The organism is Novosphingobium sp. AAP93 (assembly GCF_001296055.1).
Classification (GTDB): domain Bacteria; phylum Pseudomonadota; class Alphaproteobacteria; order Sphingomonadales; family Sphingomonadaceae; genus Novosphingobium.
In genome coordinates this window covers 19,109-34,673 of the sequence record NZ_LJHZ01000103.1, presented here as the reverse complement: position 1 = coordinate 34,673, position 15,565 = coordinate 19,109, and the positions used below count along the sequence as shown (strand labels likewise).

The 15,565-nt window shown below is 65.3% G+C and carries 13 protein-coding genes; 3 read left to right on the top strand and 10 right to left on the bottom strand.

The genetic code is table 11. The annotated features are described in order from the left end of the window. Positions 1–317 precede the first annotated feature (317 nt). The 9 genes from IP83_RS15900 to IP83_RS15860 form a co-directional block, all read right to left on the bottom strand. Positions 318–848, bottom strand: coding sequence for a DUF4402 domain-containing protein (locus IP83_RS15900; protein ID WP_054123210.1), 531 nt, complete (start codon positions 846–848; stop codon positions 318–320). 76 nt (positions 849–924) lie between these two features. Beyond that, a complete protein-coding gene (locus IP83_RS15895) occupies positions 925–1,422 on the bottom strand; it encodes a DUF4402 domain-containing protein (protein ID WP_231625077.1) in 498 nt (165 codons plus the stop codon). A 351-nt stretch (positions 1,423–1,773) separates the two neighbouring features. Beyond that, positions 1,774–2,271: a DUF4402 domain-containing protein gene (locus IP83_RS15890; RefSeq protein ID WP_054123208.1), complete on the bottom strand. Its 498-nt coding sequence runs from the start codon at positions 2,269–2,271 to the stop codon at positions 1,774–1,776. A 170-nt stretch (positions 2,272–2,441) separates the two neighbouring features. After that, positions 2,442–2,993, bottom strand: a complete 552-nt coding sequence (locus IP83_RS15885; RefSeq protein ID WP_072383874.1) for a DUF4402 domain-containing protein — start codon at positions 2,991–2,993, stop codon at positions 2,442–2,444. Next, on the bottom strand, positions 2,993–3,562 hold the full coding sequence (locus IP83_RS15880; RefSeq protein WP_054123206.1) for a DUF4402 domain-containing protein: 570 nt from the start codon (positions 3,560–3,562) through the stop codon (positions 2,993–2,995). The genes IP83_RS15885 and IP83_RS15880 overlap by 1 nt, the downstream gene beginning before the upstream one ends. Positions 3,563–3,690: 128 nt before the next feature. After that, positions 3,691–8,829, bottom strand: coding sequence for a DUF11 domain-containing protein (locus tag IP83_RS15875; RefSeq protein WP_231625076.1), 5,139 nt, complete (start codon positions 8,827–8,829; stop codon positions 3,691–3,693). 130 nt (positions 8,830–8,959) lie between these two features. After that, positions 8,960–10,030, bottom strand: coding sequence for a DUF11 domain-containing protein (locus tag IP83_RS15870; RefSeq protein WP_054123204.1), 1,071 nt, complete (start codon positions 10,028–10,030; stop codon positions 8,960–8,962). Between the two features lie 74 nt (positions 10,031–10,104). Beyond that, positions 10,105–10,596, bottom strand: a complete 492-nt coding sequence (locus IP83_RS15865) for a DUF11 domain-containing protein (protein WP_054123203.1) — start codon at positions 10,594–10,596, stop codon at positions 10,105–10,107. A 19-nt stretch (positions 10,597–10,615) separates the two neighbouring features. After that, the gene (locus tag IP83_RS15860; RefSeq protein WP_082364770.1) at positions 10,616–11,617 is read right to left on the bottom strand and encodes a hypothetical protein; all 1,002 of its coding nucleotides are present in this window, start codon (positions 11,615–11,617) and stop codon (positions 10,616–10,618) included. 429 nt (positions 11,618–12,046) lie between these two features. Here IP83_RS15860 and IP83_RS15855 point away from each other — a divergent pair, with 429 nt between their 5' ends. Then, the gene (locus IP83_RS15855; RefSeq protein ID WP_054123202.1) at positions 12,047–12,796 is read left to right on the top strand and encodes a phosphatidylserine decarboxylase; all 750 of its coding nucleotides are present in this window, start codon (positions 12,047–12,049) and stop codon (positions 12,794–12,796) included. Next, positions 12,793–13,635 carry a phosphatidylcholine/phosphatidylserine synthase gene (locus IP83_RS15850; RefSeq protein ID WP_054123201.1) on the top strand — a complete coding sequence of 281 codons (843 nt, stop codon included), beginning with the start codon at positions 12,793–12,795 and terminating at the stop codon, positions 13,633–13,635. The genes IP83_RS15855 and IP83_RS15850 overlap by 4 nt, the downstream gene beginning before the upstream one ends. Here IP83_RS15850 and IP83_RS15845 read toward each other — a convergent pair. Continuing rightward, a complete protein-coding gene (locus IP83_RS15845; protein ID WP_054123200.1) occupies positions 13,586–13,864 on the bottom strand; it encodes a hypothetical protein in 279 nt (92 codons plus the stop codon). The two genes, IP83_RS15850 and IP83_RS15845, sit on opposite strands and share 50 nt — an antisense overlap. 870 nt (positions 13,865–14,734) lie before the next feature. Here IP83_RS15845 and rpsB point away from each other — a divergent pair. Then, a complete protein-coding gene (gene rpsB, locus IP83_RS15840) occupies positions 14,735–15,502 on the top strand; it encodes a 30S ribosomal protein S2 (protein ID WP_054123199.1) in 768 nt (255 codons plus the stop codon). The last annotated feature ends 63 nt before the right edge of the window (positions 15,503–15,565 follow it).

Genomic DNA, 15,565 nt, shown 5'->3' with positions numbered 1-15,565 from the left:
CTTGAATCAACCAATCACCGTCTGCGCAAGCAATTTAATGGGTCCTGACCCTAGTCAGTAACCAGTCTTTATTCGCGATTAACCATACAAGTTCCGCTGCGGATGTGAATATTCGTCCATTTCGAAGCATGCCGGCGCCGGGCTCCCGGCGTTTTCCGCGGCAGCTAGATCGCGGAAAAATTGGAAAAAATTTTTTGCCGGAGGTAATTTTTTGCGCCTTCGAAGCGGTTATCGGCCAGCCTCAGGCTCTGCGGACGCAAAAAGGCCCGCGGCCGTTGCGGCGCGGGCGATGAAGAATCGACGCTGTGGTCGCTGCGTCAGTTGTAGGACGCGGTGATCTGGTAGGTCCCGTTGTAGGTCCCCACGGGCTGCGATGCGCCGACAGCAAGCGTGCCGCCCACCGCGATGTCGAGCGTGCCGACCGGCGAGCCGGTGAGGGCGCCGACGGTAAACAGCGTGATTGTCATTGAACTCCCGCTGCGGGTCACCGTGGCGGCGAGCGGTAGGGTCACGAAGAACTGGCGGCCCGGTTCGCCGCTCACGCGGAACCTGCCGGCCTGCGGGTCCGAGCTGCCCTGGGCGATGGCGGTGTTGCCAGCCATGCCGCCGGTGGTCGAGACGGCACCGGCGGTGCTTACGGTGACCGTACCCGCCGCGGTGGGCTGTGCCATCACGCCAAACCGCAAGGGTGCGGTCGCAACGATTCTGATCGGGGTGATCACCTGCGCACTGGCCGTTCCGGTCACTGTCGCCGTGCCTCCGGGGGCCGCATAGGCCGCCTCGGGCGCCGGGAGCGACGCTGCGAACGCGGCAAACGCGATCAGGCAAGGGCTAAAACGAGCGGTCATGTACCGGCCAGGTTTGGGGAACGGTTACGAGAGCCCGGCTGTCGCCAAAAGGGCGACAGCCGGTGCAATCCCGGGCTTAGTTGTAGGTAACGGTGGCGGAGTAGGTGCCGGTGTAGGAACCGGCCGGCGCCGTGCCTGTCACGGTCAGCGTGCCGCCGACGGTGAAGCTGGCCGCGCCGGTGCCGCTGAGCGTGCCGGTTGCAGCCGAAGGCGTGGTGGTGAAGGCGAGGTTGGTCGAACCCGAAGTCACGTTGCCGCCGGTGGTCGTGATCGAGAACGAACGGCTGGCATCGCCCGCAACGGTGAAGCTGTCGGCCGAGTTGGTCGAGCCGGGCACGAACGTCACGTCGCTGCCGACCGAACCGGTGCCGGCTGCAGAGACGGTCACGGTGCCGCCGGTGCCGGTGGTGAAACGTCCGAAGTTGAGGCTGGCCGAAGCCGGGTGGGTCAGCACGATCGGCGCGACGATGGTCGCGGTCGCGGTACCGGTGGCGGTCGACTGGTTGCCCGAGCCGGCAAAGGCGGGAGTCGCGGTGGCGAGGATCCCGATAGTGGCGAGAATGATCTTCTTCACGTCGTATGCTCCTGAGTTTTCAGTTTCGCCCCGCAACGTCCCGGTCTTGGAGCTGGTAAACGCGGTTTCATCAGGGCCGTGGTTTCCCGTGGCCTGATAAGTAAACGTCCTAAGGAAATATGGTTAAGAAAGTGTTTGCCTCTCGAAACCTCTTGAAAAGATTCTGTGTCTTCCAACTCGGCTATCTCGAGGAGATCTTCGATCTAACTTTCGGAAATTAAGCGAATTTCCGGTGTCCGTGCAGGGTGGCCAAACGCAAACCAGGCGGTCGCGCATCTGCGCACCGCCTGGTTAATCCTTTCCAAATCTGTTAACCAAAATGCTGGGTGGGGATCTGCTGATCCGCTGCGTTCAGTTGTACGCGACGGTTGCCGAGTAAGTGCCGGTGTAAGCGCCCGTCGGAGCCGTTCCCGTCACCGTCAGTGTGCCGCCGACAGTGAAGCTGCCGGTCCCGCTGGTGCTGAGCGTGCCGGTTGCGGCAGATGGCGTGGTGGTGAAGGCAAGGCTTGTCCCGCCCGAGGTCACGTTGCCGCCTGTCGTCGCAATAGAATAGGAGCGATTGGCGTCGCCCGCGACGGTAAAGCTGTCAGCCGCAGTGGTCGATCCGGGCACGAACGTCACGTCGCTGCCGACAGAGCCGGCGCCGGCCGCAGTCACCGTCACGGTGCCGCCGGTGCCGCGCGTGAAGCGGCCGAAGTTGAGGCTGGCCGAAGCCGGGTGGGTCAGCACGATCGGCGCGACAATCGTCGCGGTCGCTGTGCCTGTCGCGGTCGATGTATTGCCCGGCGCAGCATAGGCCGGGCCCGCTGTGGCAACGGCGATCAGCGCTGCAGGAAAAAACTTGTTCACCGGTTAAGCTCCTGGTCCCTTTCGCCCCGCACCGGAGAATCGGCGGAACTGGAGGGGCCGGGCTTCCCCGGCGTCCTCTTACGTACAATTCCTAAGTAGATATGGTTAATGAAAGGTAAGCACGTCTGGAAGGGGCGCAAGGCCAGAGCTCCCGGATACTCCCGGGGTGATCAGCTGTAGGTGACCATGATGGTCAGAGTGGCGCGGTAATGCGCCGGGGACGTGCCCGCAGGGACGTTCAGCCGCCCGCCGACTTCGATGCGATCCTCGCCTTTGTCGTCGAGCTGGCCGATGCTGGTGACCGCTCCCGCATGGCTGTCGAGGTGCACGGTCAGCGCATCGATGGCGAGCGCAGGCGCGCTGCCGCCGCCGATCAGCGTGCCGCTGGCAGTAATTGTGGCCGGTGCGCTGACGGTATAGCTGCGCCCGGCCTCGCCACTGACGAGGAAGCGCGCGGGTGCGACGCCGGCGCAGGCGCCCCCACAGGCCGGTGCGGCACCACCAGCATAGTTGACGGCCCCCTCTGCACCGACCGTTACCGTTCCGCTCGCCGTGCGCGACGAGGTTAGCGATCCGAAATCGAGATCGTTGAGCGCGACGGCGATGATCGGCGTGATGATGACGGCCTGTGCCTGTCCCGACGCGGTTGCACTTTGCCCGGTTGCCGCCAGCGCGGGCGAGCTGACGAGCGCCGCCGCTGCGAGGACCAACCGCCCACGCATCACAGTTCGGCCAGCACGGTGACGACTATCGGCAGCGGGATGGCTAGCTGTGCCCCGCCGGATGTGCGCGCGATTTGCAAGGTGCCGCCCACCCGGAACGTCCGGCTGCAGATCCGGCGTTGGCAGCCGGTCAGCGTGATCTGCGCGGTCTGGCCCGGGATCAGCGTGGATATGCCTGGAAGATCGGTATCAAACCGGGCAATCGTGCCGGTTACGCCGCCGCTGACCTGGCTTGCCGTTCCGGGCACGAGCACGGAAATCAGCAGCGAATAGGCGACATTGGCGTTGTTGCCGCGATCGTAAGTGAAGGTGAACTGCGCCGGGGCTGGCGCAGTCCCCGTCAGCGGAACAATGGCGGAACCGCTAACCGCACCGGTTGCCGATACAGTCCTTGAACCAGACGTATCGGTGAAAAAGGTGCCGAAACGCAAGGCCTGATCTGCGCTCACTGTGGCCGAAGGCGCCGCGGCGAGGGCAGGGGGGGCGGCACCGGCAAGGCACGCACCCAGCACCGCCGCCGCTGTCCAGCGGATCACCCGGTTCAGGGAAACGATGCGAATGGGCTGCAAGCGAACCGATCCTGCGCAAACAAAGTAGCGAAGGTATGGTTGATAAACTTGCACCCCGACGGCGGCAATACGCGGGAAGGCGCAGTCCCCCGTTGGAACATGCTAAGCCAGTTCGTTAACGGATTTGTTTACCGGCCGATGCCGAGTGCGGCCAGCGAGTTGGAATCGAACTTCACCCGCATGGTCGCAAAAACCCCCTTGGTCGTGTTGCGCGCGCCGGCAAAATCGCGGTCGCGGAAACCGGTGAGGTTATAGCCGATCACGACCATCACGTTGTCCGCCGGGACAATGCCGATCTGCGGCCCGACCGCGTAAGACGTGGTCCCATCGGAGAGGCTGCGCCGCACTGTCGCGCTGCCGCCAACTTCGATGCGCTTGCCGATGCCGATGCGCGCATCCACCCCGCCCAGCACGGTCGTGCCGGCAAGGTCAAAGCCTTGATAGCGGTCGAGATTGTGCCGCGCGGCGACGAAGATCCCGATCTCGGTGCGCTGGACCATCTGCCCGTCCACGCGGCCGCTCGGCGCCCAATTGCCGGAGAAGCTGCCGATGATCCGACGCGAGCGGGCATTGCCATCGACCGTCAGCGCGGTGCCGTCGGTCGCCGCGCCGGTGCCGGTTACGCTCGCCGCCGTCACGCCCAAAATCCGGTCGCTGCGGAATTCCAGTTTACTCAGGAACGCGAAAGCTGAAGTCGCCGGGCGGTGTGCGATGGAGATGGCAGCGCTGCCCACTTCGCTTTGTGCGCCGGTTGCATCGCGCGACCTGGCCCAGGTCACCGCGCCGCCGACCACGCTGCCTTCGCCCATCTGGCGGATCATGCCGAAGGTCAGGCCCTTGCGCTTGGTCAGTTCGCCATCGCGCAGTTCCGCGCGCGCGGTCGCGCTCCAGCGGCCAGAACGCCACGTCGCACCGAGCGTATAAGCCGTGAAGTCCTCGGCGATCGTCGTCTGGCTGCTCGCGCCGACCACCGCCGTGCCGCCATTGGTAGCAAGCGCGCTCTTGCCGCCGATCACCTTGTTGCCATCGATGGTGGCGTCAAGTGTCAGCGCCTTGCTCACCGGCAGCGACTGCGCGAGGCCGTAGGAGGCAAACGCGCGCTTGCCCTGCTCTGCAATCGCCTGCTGTTCGGTGGCCACGGGCAGGCCCTTGGTCGCCTGCTGGCCGACTACGGTGGCGATCTTGGCGCCGGTCCACGGCTGCACTTCCAGCCCGCCGCGCAGCGTGCGTGTCTCGCCCTGGCTGCCGTTGCCGATCTCGTAATCGCTGATCAGGCGGACATCGGGTGTGATCGCATAGCGCAGGCCGAGCCGGTAGCGCGGCGCCTGATAGGAAGTCGCATCGCTGCGGCCGATCGCGATCGAGCCCGCCGCGCTCAGTTCCAGCTTGTTGTCGAACAGGCGCTTGGTGCTGCCCGCTTCGATCAGCGTCGTGCTGCCGCCCTTGGCACCGGTTGGACCCGCGGCGACACCCTGCGCCAGCGTCTCGCTGTAGCGCGCGACGGCGAGGCGCAGTTCGGTGCCGGCGGAGTTCCACGTCGTGCCCAGCTGGATCGCGCTGCGCTTGGACCCGTCGACCAGCGAGGTATCCTGCCACGCCGTGCCGCTCACCAGCCACTTCTGGCTGATCCGGTAGCGCGTATCGAGCCCGATCTTGCGGCGCCCAAGCTCGCCGATGCTGACCTGACCGACACCGAAATTGGCATCGAGCGAGCGAATATAGGCGAGCACATCGAGCCGCGCGTCATGGCGTTCGAGTTCGACCATCCAGGCCGACTTGGTGCCGCTGCCGGCCTGACCCGCCGCCAGATTGCCGCCGGTGGCATGGCTCAGCGCCGCTTCCGCGCGCACTTCGGTCTTGCTGCCGATAAAGACCTTCGCGTCGATCGCGCCAAGATTGGTGCGCGTCACCGCCGCGCCGGCATTGGCCGAGGCATCGCTGATCGCGGTTGCGCCGAGGCGGACTTTCTCCGACTTGTTGCGCCATTCGCTGCGCGCACCGGCATTCCACGCCCCGCCGTTCAGCGTGTCGATTTCGTAGTCGACCACGATCTGCTGCGGATTGAGATTGGCATCGCGGCTGAGCACCGGCTGCTTGAACGTGATCGTGCCCGCGAGGAGGTCGATGTCGTAATCGAGGAAACGCGTGAGTGCCGTGCTGGAGACGACGACTTCGGAGCGGAAGCGGTCGCGCACTTCGATCACCACCGTCTCGCTGTTGGGCACGATGGCGCGGCTGGAGAGGCGGTAGGGCCCGCTGATGCCGCCGCCGGGGATCTGGTCGCGGCGGTGCGTGGTGGCGACCTTGGCGGCATAGGCTTCGGTGCGCAACCGGCCCAGCCGCGCCTCGGCCCTCACGCCGGTCATCGTGCGCTGGTAGCGGCCGAGCTGGGTGTGATCGAAGCCGGTGTTGAAGTCACCGAACATCGCCCGCACGCGGGTGCTTTCGATGCGCACATAGAGCTTGTTCACGCTCGCGGCATCGAAGCGACGGTCAGAGCCGTCAGCGAACACGGTGTAATAGGCCTTGGGATCGAGCCCGCCGAGCAGGCGCTGTTCGGCGCGCTGCTTGGCGCTGTCATAGGCAATGGTGGTGAGCCATTTGCCCTTGATCCGCCCCTTGGCGTAGAACGCGACACGGGCATGATCGCCCAGATCGCTGTCGAACTTGCCGGTGCGGTGCATGTGATCGGCAATCGTCTTTGCGCCCACCGCACCTTCGGCAAGGCCCACCAGCGTCCACTTCGCCTCGCCCGGCACGACCCATGTTTCGAGCACTTGCTGGCGCTTCACGTCGCGGTCCGTGAACTGGAAGGTCAGGTCGAGGCTGCCGCTGACCATCGTCGGGGCAAGCTCGATCAGCGCGACGCCGTCGTCGCCCTTGACGATCCACGTCGGCGGGCTGCGGTCGAGGCCAGAGAGGATGCGGCTCTGCAGTGCGTCGAGCGCTGCCGCGCTTTCGTAGGGCGCGGACAGCGTGATCGGGCCGGAAATCCCGGCGTGAACTGGCCGGCCGGTGCGATCGAGCACGCGCACGGCGACGACCGGCCGCGTCGCCCCATCGGCCACGAGGCGGGTGCGCTCGGGAACCAGTTCGACACGGGCCGGGGTCGCGCCGAAGTGCACGGTGCGGGTCAGCGTTTGCACCACGGCGCCGCCGGGATCACGCACCTCGGCATCGAAGCGGGTGTCCTCGCCATTGAGCGGCAGACCGCGCCATACGCTGACGGCATAACCCTCGGGCGAGCTCTGCGCGCCGTCGAAGGCCAGCTTGTCGACCGGCTTGCCGTCGATTTTGAGCGCCACTGTCTGCCCCTTGCGGTGGCGGATGACGACGCGGGTGGTCGGCGCGCGCGGGTTGTAATCAGCGGTGGGGAAAAGGAATTCGGTGGGGCCATCACCCTTGGCAACCCAGTCGGTATCGCCGCCCGCCGCCTTGCGGTCGCTGTCCGCCACCGGCTTGGCCGCTTCTGCAGCAGCAGCGGCTGCAGCGAGCGTCTCGGCGGGCACGGTGGCCGCGAAGTTGGCGACAACCAGGCTGCCGCCCTGGCCGATCACGAAGCGGCTGGAGGCACTCCCGGCACTGCGGGTCGACTGTGTGCAATCAACGAACTTGCCGCCCTTTGGCAGCGTAACCGATTGTGCTTCAACGACATGTGTGCCGGGCATCAGCCCTTCGAAGTGATAGCGGCCCTCTGCATCGGTCACTGCGAAGCTGCCGTCCTCAAGCACGAGACGTACACCGCCGATGCCCGGGCGGGGTGCGTTCTTGCTGTTCGGCACATCGCAGGCGCCGAGCGTGATGCGGCCGATCAGGGTCATCGTCGCAGCCAGATTGTCGCGCTCGATGCGCACGGCAGAACTTGCCGTTGCGGTTAGTCCACGTGCATCCACTGCATCAATTCGGTTAATTGCGTTGCCTGCGGACGCTTCCGGCCGCACGGTCATCGCATAAGTCACGGTGCGGCTGGCGCCCGGTGCGATCGTGCCGATGGCAATGGTCATCGTGCGGCCATCGGGCGCAACAGTCACCGCATCCGCCGCCGGTTTGGCCCCATCGATGCGGATCGTGCTCACGCGCAGTCGCAAGTTGGCCGACGGCGTATCGCTCAGCACCACGCCGCGTTTCATCCGCCCCGGATCGGTGTTGCGCACCGTGATGGTGTAAAACACGGCATCGCCCGGTTGGGCGACCTGTCTCGACGCGACCTTGCTGAGGCTCACGGCAACGGGTGGTCGGTCGACCGGAATATCGACGCGCACCGGTGCCGGGCTCGAAAGTGCCAGACTTTCACCATAGGACGCCGGTAGAATAACCAAATCGCCCCCATCGGGACGTCTCAGGCCAGTGAAATTCTTCGGTGTGAGCGCTGATGGCGCGGTGTACGGATCAGGCGGTACGACCAGCAGCCGATATGTGCCAAGCGGCGCGAGCGGAAAGCGGTATTCGCCTTCCGGCATCTGCCAGGTGCGGCCGGCCCCGTCGGTGATCAGCGAGCCTGTGACGATGGTCGAGGGCCAGGTGGTCACGCCGTCATCGGCAAACACGCGCGCCGGCTGGCCGGTGGCGACATCGATCAGCGTGACCCGCGCGCCGTCGATCGGGGCGGCATCTTCGCTATCGAAAACAAGGCCATAGGGGTCGGCCAGCACGTCGACATCGGTCTTGATAACGGTGCCGTCGCCGCTCGCACCGTTGTAGGAGACGGTCACCTTGTCGCCGCCCGAAACGCTGAGGCGGCAATCGCCGTCCTTCGGCTGCGGCGGGATCGCGCTCGTCGGGATCGCACCGTAGAATACGCCGCTGTCGGTGGCCGTCTCGGTGACGGTGACCTGTTCCTTGTCGCCGCTGGCCGAGGTGATCGTGACCTTGACCGTGTCGATCCGGCCCGGATCGAGCGCGCTGCGGGCCAACACGAGGCGGAAAACCACCGGCTGGCCGACGATGACGCTGGAAGTCGTCGCCGGATCGTTCGGATCGGCACCTTTGGGGTCGATATTGACGCTCGGCAAGACCGTGGTGCCGCAATAGCCGGCATTGATCGCAAGCGTTTCGCTGCCATTGGGCAAGGGCAGCACGAAAATCCTGGTGTCATCCCGCACCACATCGAACGAGACCACGTTGGAATCGGCCGTCAGTTCGATGCCGCTCTGGTTCCAGCGGGCATAGGCGGTGTTGGTGATGGTGTTCGCCGCGGCGGGAACGCTGGTCGCGAAAAGCAGCGCTGCAAAGAGCAGCGCGGCGATCGCCCAGATCCTGTTCCTCAATGCCTGCATGGCGTTTGTTCTTTGTTTTCAGGACAAAGGAAGGGTGTGGCGGCGGCCTACCCCCGGGTCTGCCGCCGCCTGCCTGTCCTGATCTGCGTGATTGCTTGAAGGGTGCCTTCCTCGGGCCCGTTCAATTAATCGTGGCTTGGAAGACAACCGTCTTGGTTTCACCGCCTGCCACGGAGGCCAGCGTGCCGGTCACCGTGTTCGAGGCCATCGTGCCCGTGCCGGTCGTGTCGGCGGCGCAGGTCGCCACGCCGCTCGCGATCGTCGCGGTGCCGTTGGTCTTCACGCCGAACGCCGAATCGTAGGTGAGGTTCGCCGGAATGGGGTCGTTCACGGTAACGGTGGTCGCCGTGGCGCTGCCCGATGCGTTGCTGATCGCGATGCAGTACTGGATCGTCGCGCCCGGGATCATCTTCGGGTTTGTCGTGCCGTTGATCGGATCGCTGATGATGCGCGAGGACTTGATCGCGCTGAGCGTCGCGGCCGAGACGGTGTAGTCGTCCTTGGCCGAGAACGAGGCATCGCGCGCCGCATCGGTCGCACCCGCGCCGTCCGCGAACACCGTATCCATCCCAGCGGTGTTCGCACCGGTGGTCTGGACGAGCGCCGCACCCTGGCTTCCCGCGGCGCCGGCTTCGCGGCCGGTTGCGGTCAGCGTCACGGCGGCAACCGCGCCGTTTGCCTGGGCCAGCGGCACGTCGGAGACGACGAGGACCTGAACCGAAGCGTCCGCTGCGACTTCGTCGAGGTAGGTCACCAGCGTGTCGGTGCCCGATTCGAACGTGCCGTTGTTGTTCACGTCGCGGAAGATGCGCACGTTGGTCACGTCGAACGAGTCGGTGTTCGAGTGCGCGCCGGCGCCGCCGACCTGCTGCGCTGCGGTGAGCGCGAAATCGAGCGGGGCGTTCGAGGTGTTGACCACCGTGAACGCCGTCACCTGGTTGACCGAGCCGGGCGTGACCGTCGTGGTGGTCGTGCCGACTTCGGCGACGGTCAGCTGCACGCGGCGGTCGACCGTGAGGGTATCAGACGCGGCCGTGCCGGTCTGGGCGATGCCGCCGACCTGGAACGCCACCGAAACCGTGTTGGTGATCGTCGAGCCTGCGGTTGTACCGGCCGCGTGGGCCGGGTTGGCGCCGAGAACAGCAAGGCCGAAAAGCCCCGCCGCACCCAGCAGTCTGCTGCGATACGTCATTGTTATATGCTCCACTGGGTTGCCTGCGAATATTCTGGTCGCTCACAGGCATCGCGACCCCCCGTTCCGCCGGATTAGCGAACGATTCCATGATATTGGACTTCACCCGAAGCGCCCGGAGCGATCGACGGGATGATCCAGCGAACATGCGTCACGTCAGCCGCGGTGGCCGCGCGCGGCGTGCCCTCGGTGCCGGCAACCTTGAGGCTGCCAAGCTGGCCCCATGTCTTGCCGCCATCGACCGAGACTTCCGTGCCCTGTGCACCGTCGCTCGCAAGGGCAACGGCGGACGGCAGCGGATTGGTGACCACGAAATTGGTCACCGCCTGCGCGCCGTCGTTGTGATAGCGCGTGGTGAACAGCAGGTGGTCGCCGGGAATGACGACCTTGGGCTCGACCAGTTGCACCTTGCTCACACCGTTTTCGGTCACGGTCTTCTCGAGCATGACATCGCCCTTGAGCGTGACGGGTGACGGCGTGGACTGGGCTGCCGCGAGTGCGGGGCCGGCCATGGCAACCATGGCAGCGGCGCCAGCGAGGGACTTGACGACGAAGGAGAGTTTCATGGCTGGTATCCCTGATTGATCAATTGATTTTGACGGAGAAAACGACGGTCTTGGTGGTGCCGCCGGCAATCTTGCCGAGCGTCACGTCGATCCCGCTGGCACCACCCACGCCGGCATCGCCATCGGCGCCATCGGTGAGGGCAGCGGCATCAAGCTTGAGCGATCCGGGCACATAGGTCGTCCCGTTCGGGATGGTGTCGACCACGTGCAGCCCGTCGAGTGAGCCGCTGCCGGTGACCTTGGCGGCCAGCGAATAGGTGACGACCGCGCCCGGTACGGGCTTGGCGGTGCCGAACGGATCGAGGATCGATGCCGACTTGGTGAGCGAAATATTGGCGAGGCTGGCGATCAGTGCGGCAAGCGAATTGGCCGCGGCGGTGGTCAGGCCGACGACGGCATCGCCGCCGCCTTCGCCCTTGCCGGCAAAGCTGGTGCCGGGCGTGCCGTTGCCGGTCTGCGCCGTCGCGGTGAGGCGGACCTGGCTGGTCTGCGCATCGGTGGCGCCCGCCGGGAAGTCGACGAGGAGGAAAACCTTGGTGCTCTTGTCGGGACCGAGCACCGGCGTCGCCAGCGCGCCTGCGGTGAGGACGGTATCGACGCCGGGATCATAGATGCCGTTGCCGTTGCTATCGAGCACGACCGACTTGATCGTGCCATCGAAACCATTGCCGGAAATCTTGGGATCGGCGGTGAGATTGAAGGCTTCCGGGCCATTGCCGCTGTTGGTGACCGAATAGATCAGCACTGCCGGCTCGCTGGTGGCGGTGGCAGGCGCCGTGCTCAAGGTCGCCACAGCGACGTCGAGCAACTCGTCGACCTTGACCGTGACCTTGTTCGAGGTGACCGATCCGGTGGTCGATCCCGTCTGATAGGTCGCCGTCGCGGTGTTCTCGATCAGCGTGCCCGCAAGCACCCCGGTGGCATGCGCAGTGCCCGCAAGCGGAGCGGTGAGGGAAAGGGCGAGAAGCGAACATCCGGCGATGCCCGCGGCCCGGCTCAGGTGGGTGAGGTACGTATTCATACGTGGGCCTTTCCACCGAGCGTGGTTAACATCGGGTAAGGACAGAATGGCTCGAAGCTGCGCCGCGGGCGGATAGGAGGCCTATTTCCTTCGCCCGGATGTTAACCGACTTTGGTTAGGTGATCGCTTCAGGCGACTGCGCAAGTTCCTGAATTTTAGTGGTAAATTTTTGGTTTCGAACCAGGGGAGCGGAAGAGCGTTACCGCTCCGCCTGCAGGGCACAGGTCCGGATACCCTTGAAAATAAATTTGATTTTGGTCCGAAGTGGTTACGAAACTGGCGTTCACAGAGTAAATTCCGCAGGTCCCGCGCGGCATCGGTTTGCGTTGCGGTACACTGGCCAGGGAGTCGGGGTGCAAGCCACGGCGGTGCGGCGGCTCCAGTCGCTCTGTGCTTGTCGCCACGCGCGGCGGGGCCTAGAGGAGCGGAATGGCAGGAGACATTCTAGACAATCGTGGGCGCGGTACGGCCGGGTTCACCTGGCCCGCCATTCATCCGGAGGGCCGCAAGTTCGGCGCGATTGCAGCTGCGGCCTGCCTCGTAGGCGCGTTTCTCGGCGGCTCGCTGCTCGGCTGGCCCCTCGCGGTGCTGACGCTGGGCGTACTCGCCTTCTTCCGCGATCCCGAGCGGGTCACGCCGCGCGACGACAGCATGATTGTCGCGCCTGCCGATGGCCTCGTCACGCTGATCTGCACGGTGAACCCTCCGCGCGAAATGACGGCGGAAGATGGGAGCGGCCAACCGGCCTTGGCCGATGTGCCGGTGACGCGCATTTCGATCTTCATGTCGGTGTTCGACGTCCATGTGAACCGCACGCCCATCGGCGGCACGATCCGCCGGGTCGTCTACATCCCAGGCAAATTCCTGAATGCGGATCTCGACAAGGCGAGCGAGGAGAACGAGCGCCAGCACTTCGTGGTCGAGCGCGGCGACGGCGTGCGCGTGGGGTTCACCCAGATCGCTGGTCTGGTTGCACGGCGCATCGTGCCGTTCGTGAAGGCGGGTGACATCGTGGCTGGCGGGCAGCGCGTTGGCCTGATCCGGTTCGGCAGCCGGGTCGATGTGTACCTCCCCGCCGGTACCGAGCCGCGTGTCCTGATCGGGCAGCGCATTGTTGCCGGAGAAACGGTGCTTGCGGTGCTCGGCCAGACGCCGCTGATCGAAGGCGTGCGGCAGTGAGCGATACGCCTGCGCCCGGCAAGCGCGCGGCGGCAAGGGAAGTCTATTCCAGCGAGGATTTCGGGCGTCGCCGCCTGCCGCGCGGGCTGACCTTGCGCGCGCTCGTGCCCAACGCGATCACTTCGGCGGCGCTGTGCAGCGGGCTCACCGGCATCCGCTTTGCGATCGGCGGCGATTTTCATGCGGCGGTGCTGGCGGTCATGCTCGCGGGCGTGCTCGATGGCATCGATGGCCGCGTGGCGCGGCTGATGAAGGCGCAGTCCCGCTTCGGGGCCGAGCTTGACAGCCTGTCTGATGCCATCGCCTTCGGGGTCGGTCCGGCGCTGATCCTTTATCTCTGGTCGCTGAGTGCGGTGCCACGCTTCGGCTGGTTTGCCGCGCTGGCACTTGCGGTGTGCTGCGCCTTGCGGCTCGCGCGGTTCAATGCCTCGATCGATCTGCCGGGGCAGCCGCACAAGTCGGCGGGGTTCATGACCGGTGTACCTGCGCCGGTCGGGGCAGGGTTGGCGTTCCTGCCGCTCTATCTGTGGTTTGCCAGCGGTCTCGATCAATTCCGCCAGCCGATCGTCGTCGGCCCGTGGGCGCTGCTCATCGCATTCCTGATGATCTCGAACCTGCCGACCCTCGGCTGGGGCGCGCTGCGACCGCGGCGGGCGATCCGCCTCGAAGTCATAGCGCTGGCTGGCATGCTCACCGTGGCGCTGCTTACCGAGCCCTGGCTCACGCTGGTGGCAATCTGTGCCCTTTATCTCGTGCTCATGCCGGCCGGGCTCTGGCGCTATCGCCGAATCAGGCAGCAGCGCGCCAGCATGACTCCGTCGAAGCCTGAGCAGACTTGACGAGCCGCACCGGTGCGCGGCGTGTCCGCACCGGCATGCGCGGCGGCGCCGGCATCGAGGTGGTGGTGATCTCCACGAGGAATTCCCTGTCCGCCGCGAGCGCGCGCGACTCCGCCAGCAGCTTGCGGACGGCGGGCAGCTGCGCCCGCACGGTGACAGCGATTGCCGCAAACGCCACGCAGCCAGCGCCAACCATCACAAGCGAAGCGAGGAGGGAGACCATCGACATGGAAACGCTGCCTTTCGAACGTGGGTGAACCGCTTGACAGGCGGTGGATACCCTGTGGATAAGGTAGGGAGGGAATCGGAAGTTCCAACTCTTCCCTTCGATGAGAACAGTGTTCTCTTTTTGTTCCGTCCCGTCAAGTCGATTCGGTACGGGTCTGTGAAATTTTCAACATTCCGGGTTGCGATGGGCGCTTCGGCAAACCGAGCGCTGACTGTCATTCGTGTAGGAGAAACCTGCGGTTACACGCATTCCGCCGGATCGCGGTCCCCGCGCGCGGGGGGCGCGGGGACCGCAGTGGCGGTCTGGGAGGGCGCCTGGTCGGGGCGCGACCGCCTTGGGCCGCCTGGGTGTGCGGCCGGCATGGCCGCCTGGGTGTTGCGGCCAATCACAGTAATGGCGTGCAATTGAACAAGACTGCGGAATCGCAGCAAAAAGTTTCGATAGTGGCAGTTCCGGCTTAGTGCCGGTAGGCGCTTTGCAAGATCCGCTTGCTGAAGCTTCAAGCCAGATAAGCCGCGAAGTGCCTGGTGGACCGGAGGGCCTCGGGGGTTCGCGACTGGCGGTTTTGCCCGTCAACTGACCTTATGGGCATGTCCAATCATTTTGACAACTATGATTCACTACTTATTTGACACTGTCAGGGCGAATTGACGCTCGGCGTCCTGCTTCAGCCCGACTTTTCCGGCAGTTCTGTGTAGACGCCCGGCTCTTCCGGCGCTAACGGCCCTCTCGCTACAGCATGATTCGGGCATGGTGCCTGCGGAGCGCTGCAGCAATCCACATGGAATGCGCACATACCGGTGCCGCGCTGGGGTCTTTCCCGACAAGCGGTTCCTGCGTTCCAGAGGCCCAACCGGAAAGGAATGACTTATGGCGGCTCCTGTCGTCACCATGCAGCAATTGATCGAGGCCGGCGCCCACTTCGGCCACCAGACCCACCGCTGGAACCCGCGGATGAAGCCGTATATCTTCGGCGCCCGCAACGGTATCCACATCCTCGACCTCTCGCAGACCGTGCCGCTGTTCGCCCGCGCGCTCGAATTTGTGTCGGCCACCGTTCAGGGCGGCGGCAAGGTCCTGTTCGTCGGCACCAAGCGCCAGGCGCAGGAGCCGATCGCCCAGGCCGCGCGCGCGTCGGGTCAGCACTATGTCAACCACCGCTGGCTGGGCGGCATGCTCACCAACTGGAAGACGATCTCGGGCTCGATCAAGCGCTTCAAGGCGCTGGAAGAGCAGCTTTCGGGCGACACCACCGGCCTCACCAAGAAGGAAGTGCTCCAGCTTACCCGCGAGCGTGACAAGTTCGAGCTCTCGCTCGGCGGCATCCGCGACATGGGCGGCATTCCCGACGTGATGTTCGTGATCGACGCCAACAAGGAAGAGTTGGCGATCAAGGAAGCCAATGTGCTCGGCATTCCGGTCGTCGCGATCCTCGATTCGAACGTCTCGCCCGATGGCATCGCGTTCCCGGTTCCCGCGAACGACGACGCCAGCCGCGCCATCCGCCTCTACTGCGAAGCGATTGCCGCTGCCGCCACCCGCGGTGGCCGCGATGCCGCGATCGCTTCGGGCGCGGACCTCGGCGCGATGGACGAGCCGCTTCCGGAAGAAGTTGCCGTCGAGGCAGCAGAAGCCTGATCCTGTCCAGTTCGGTGGCGTTCTCCGTCAAGGGGCCGTCACCGAACTGACCCGGACACCCCT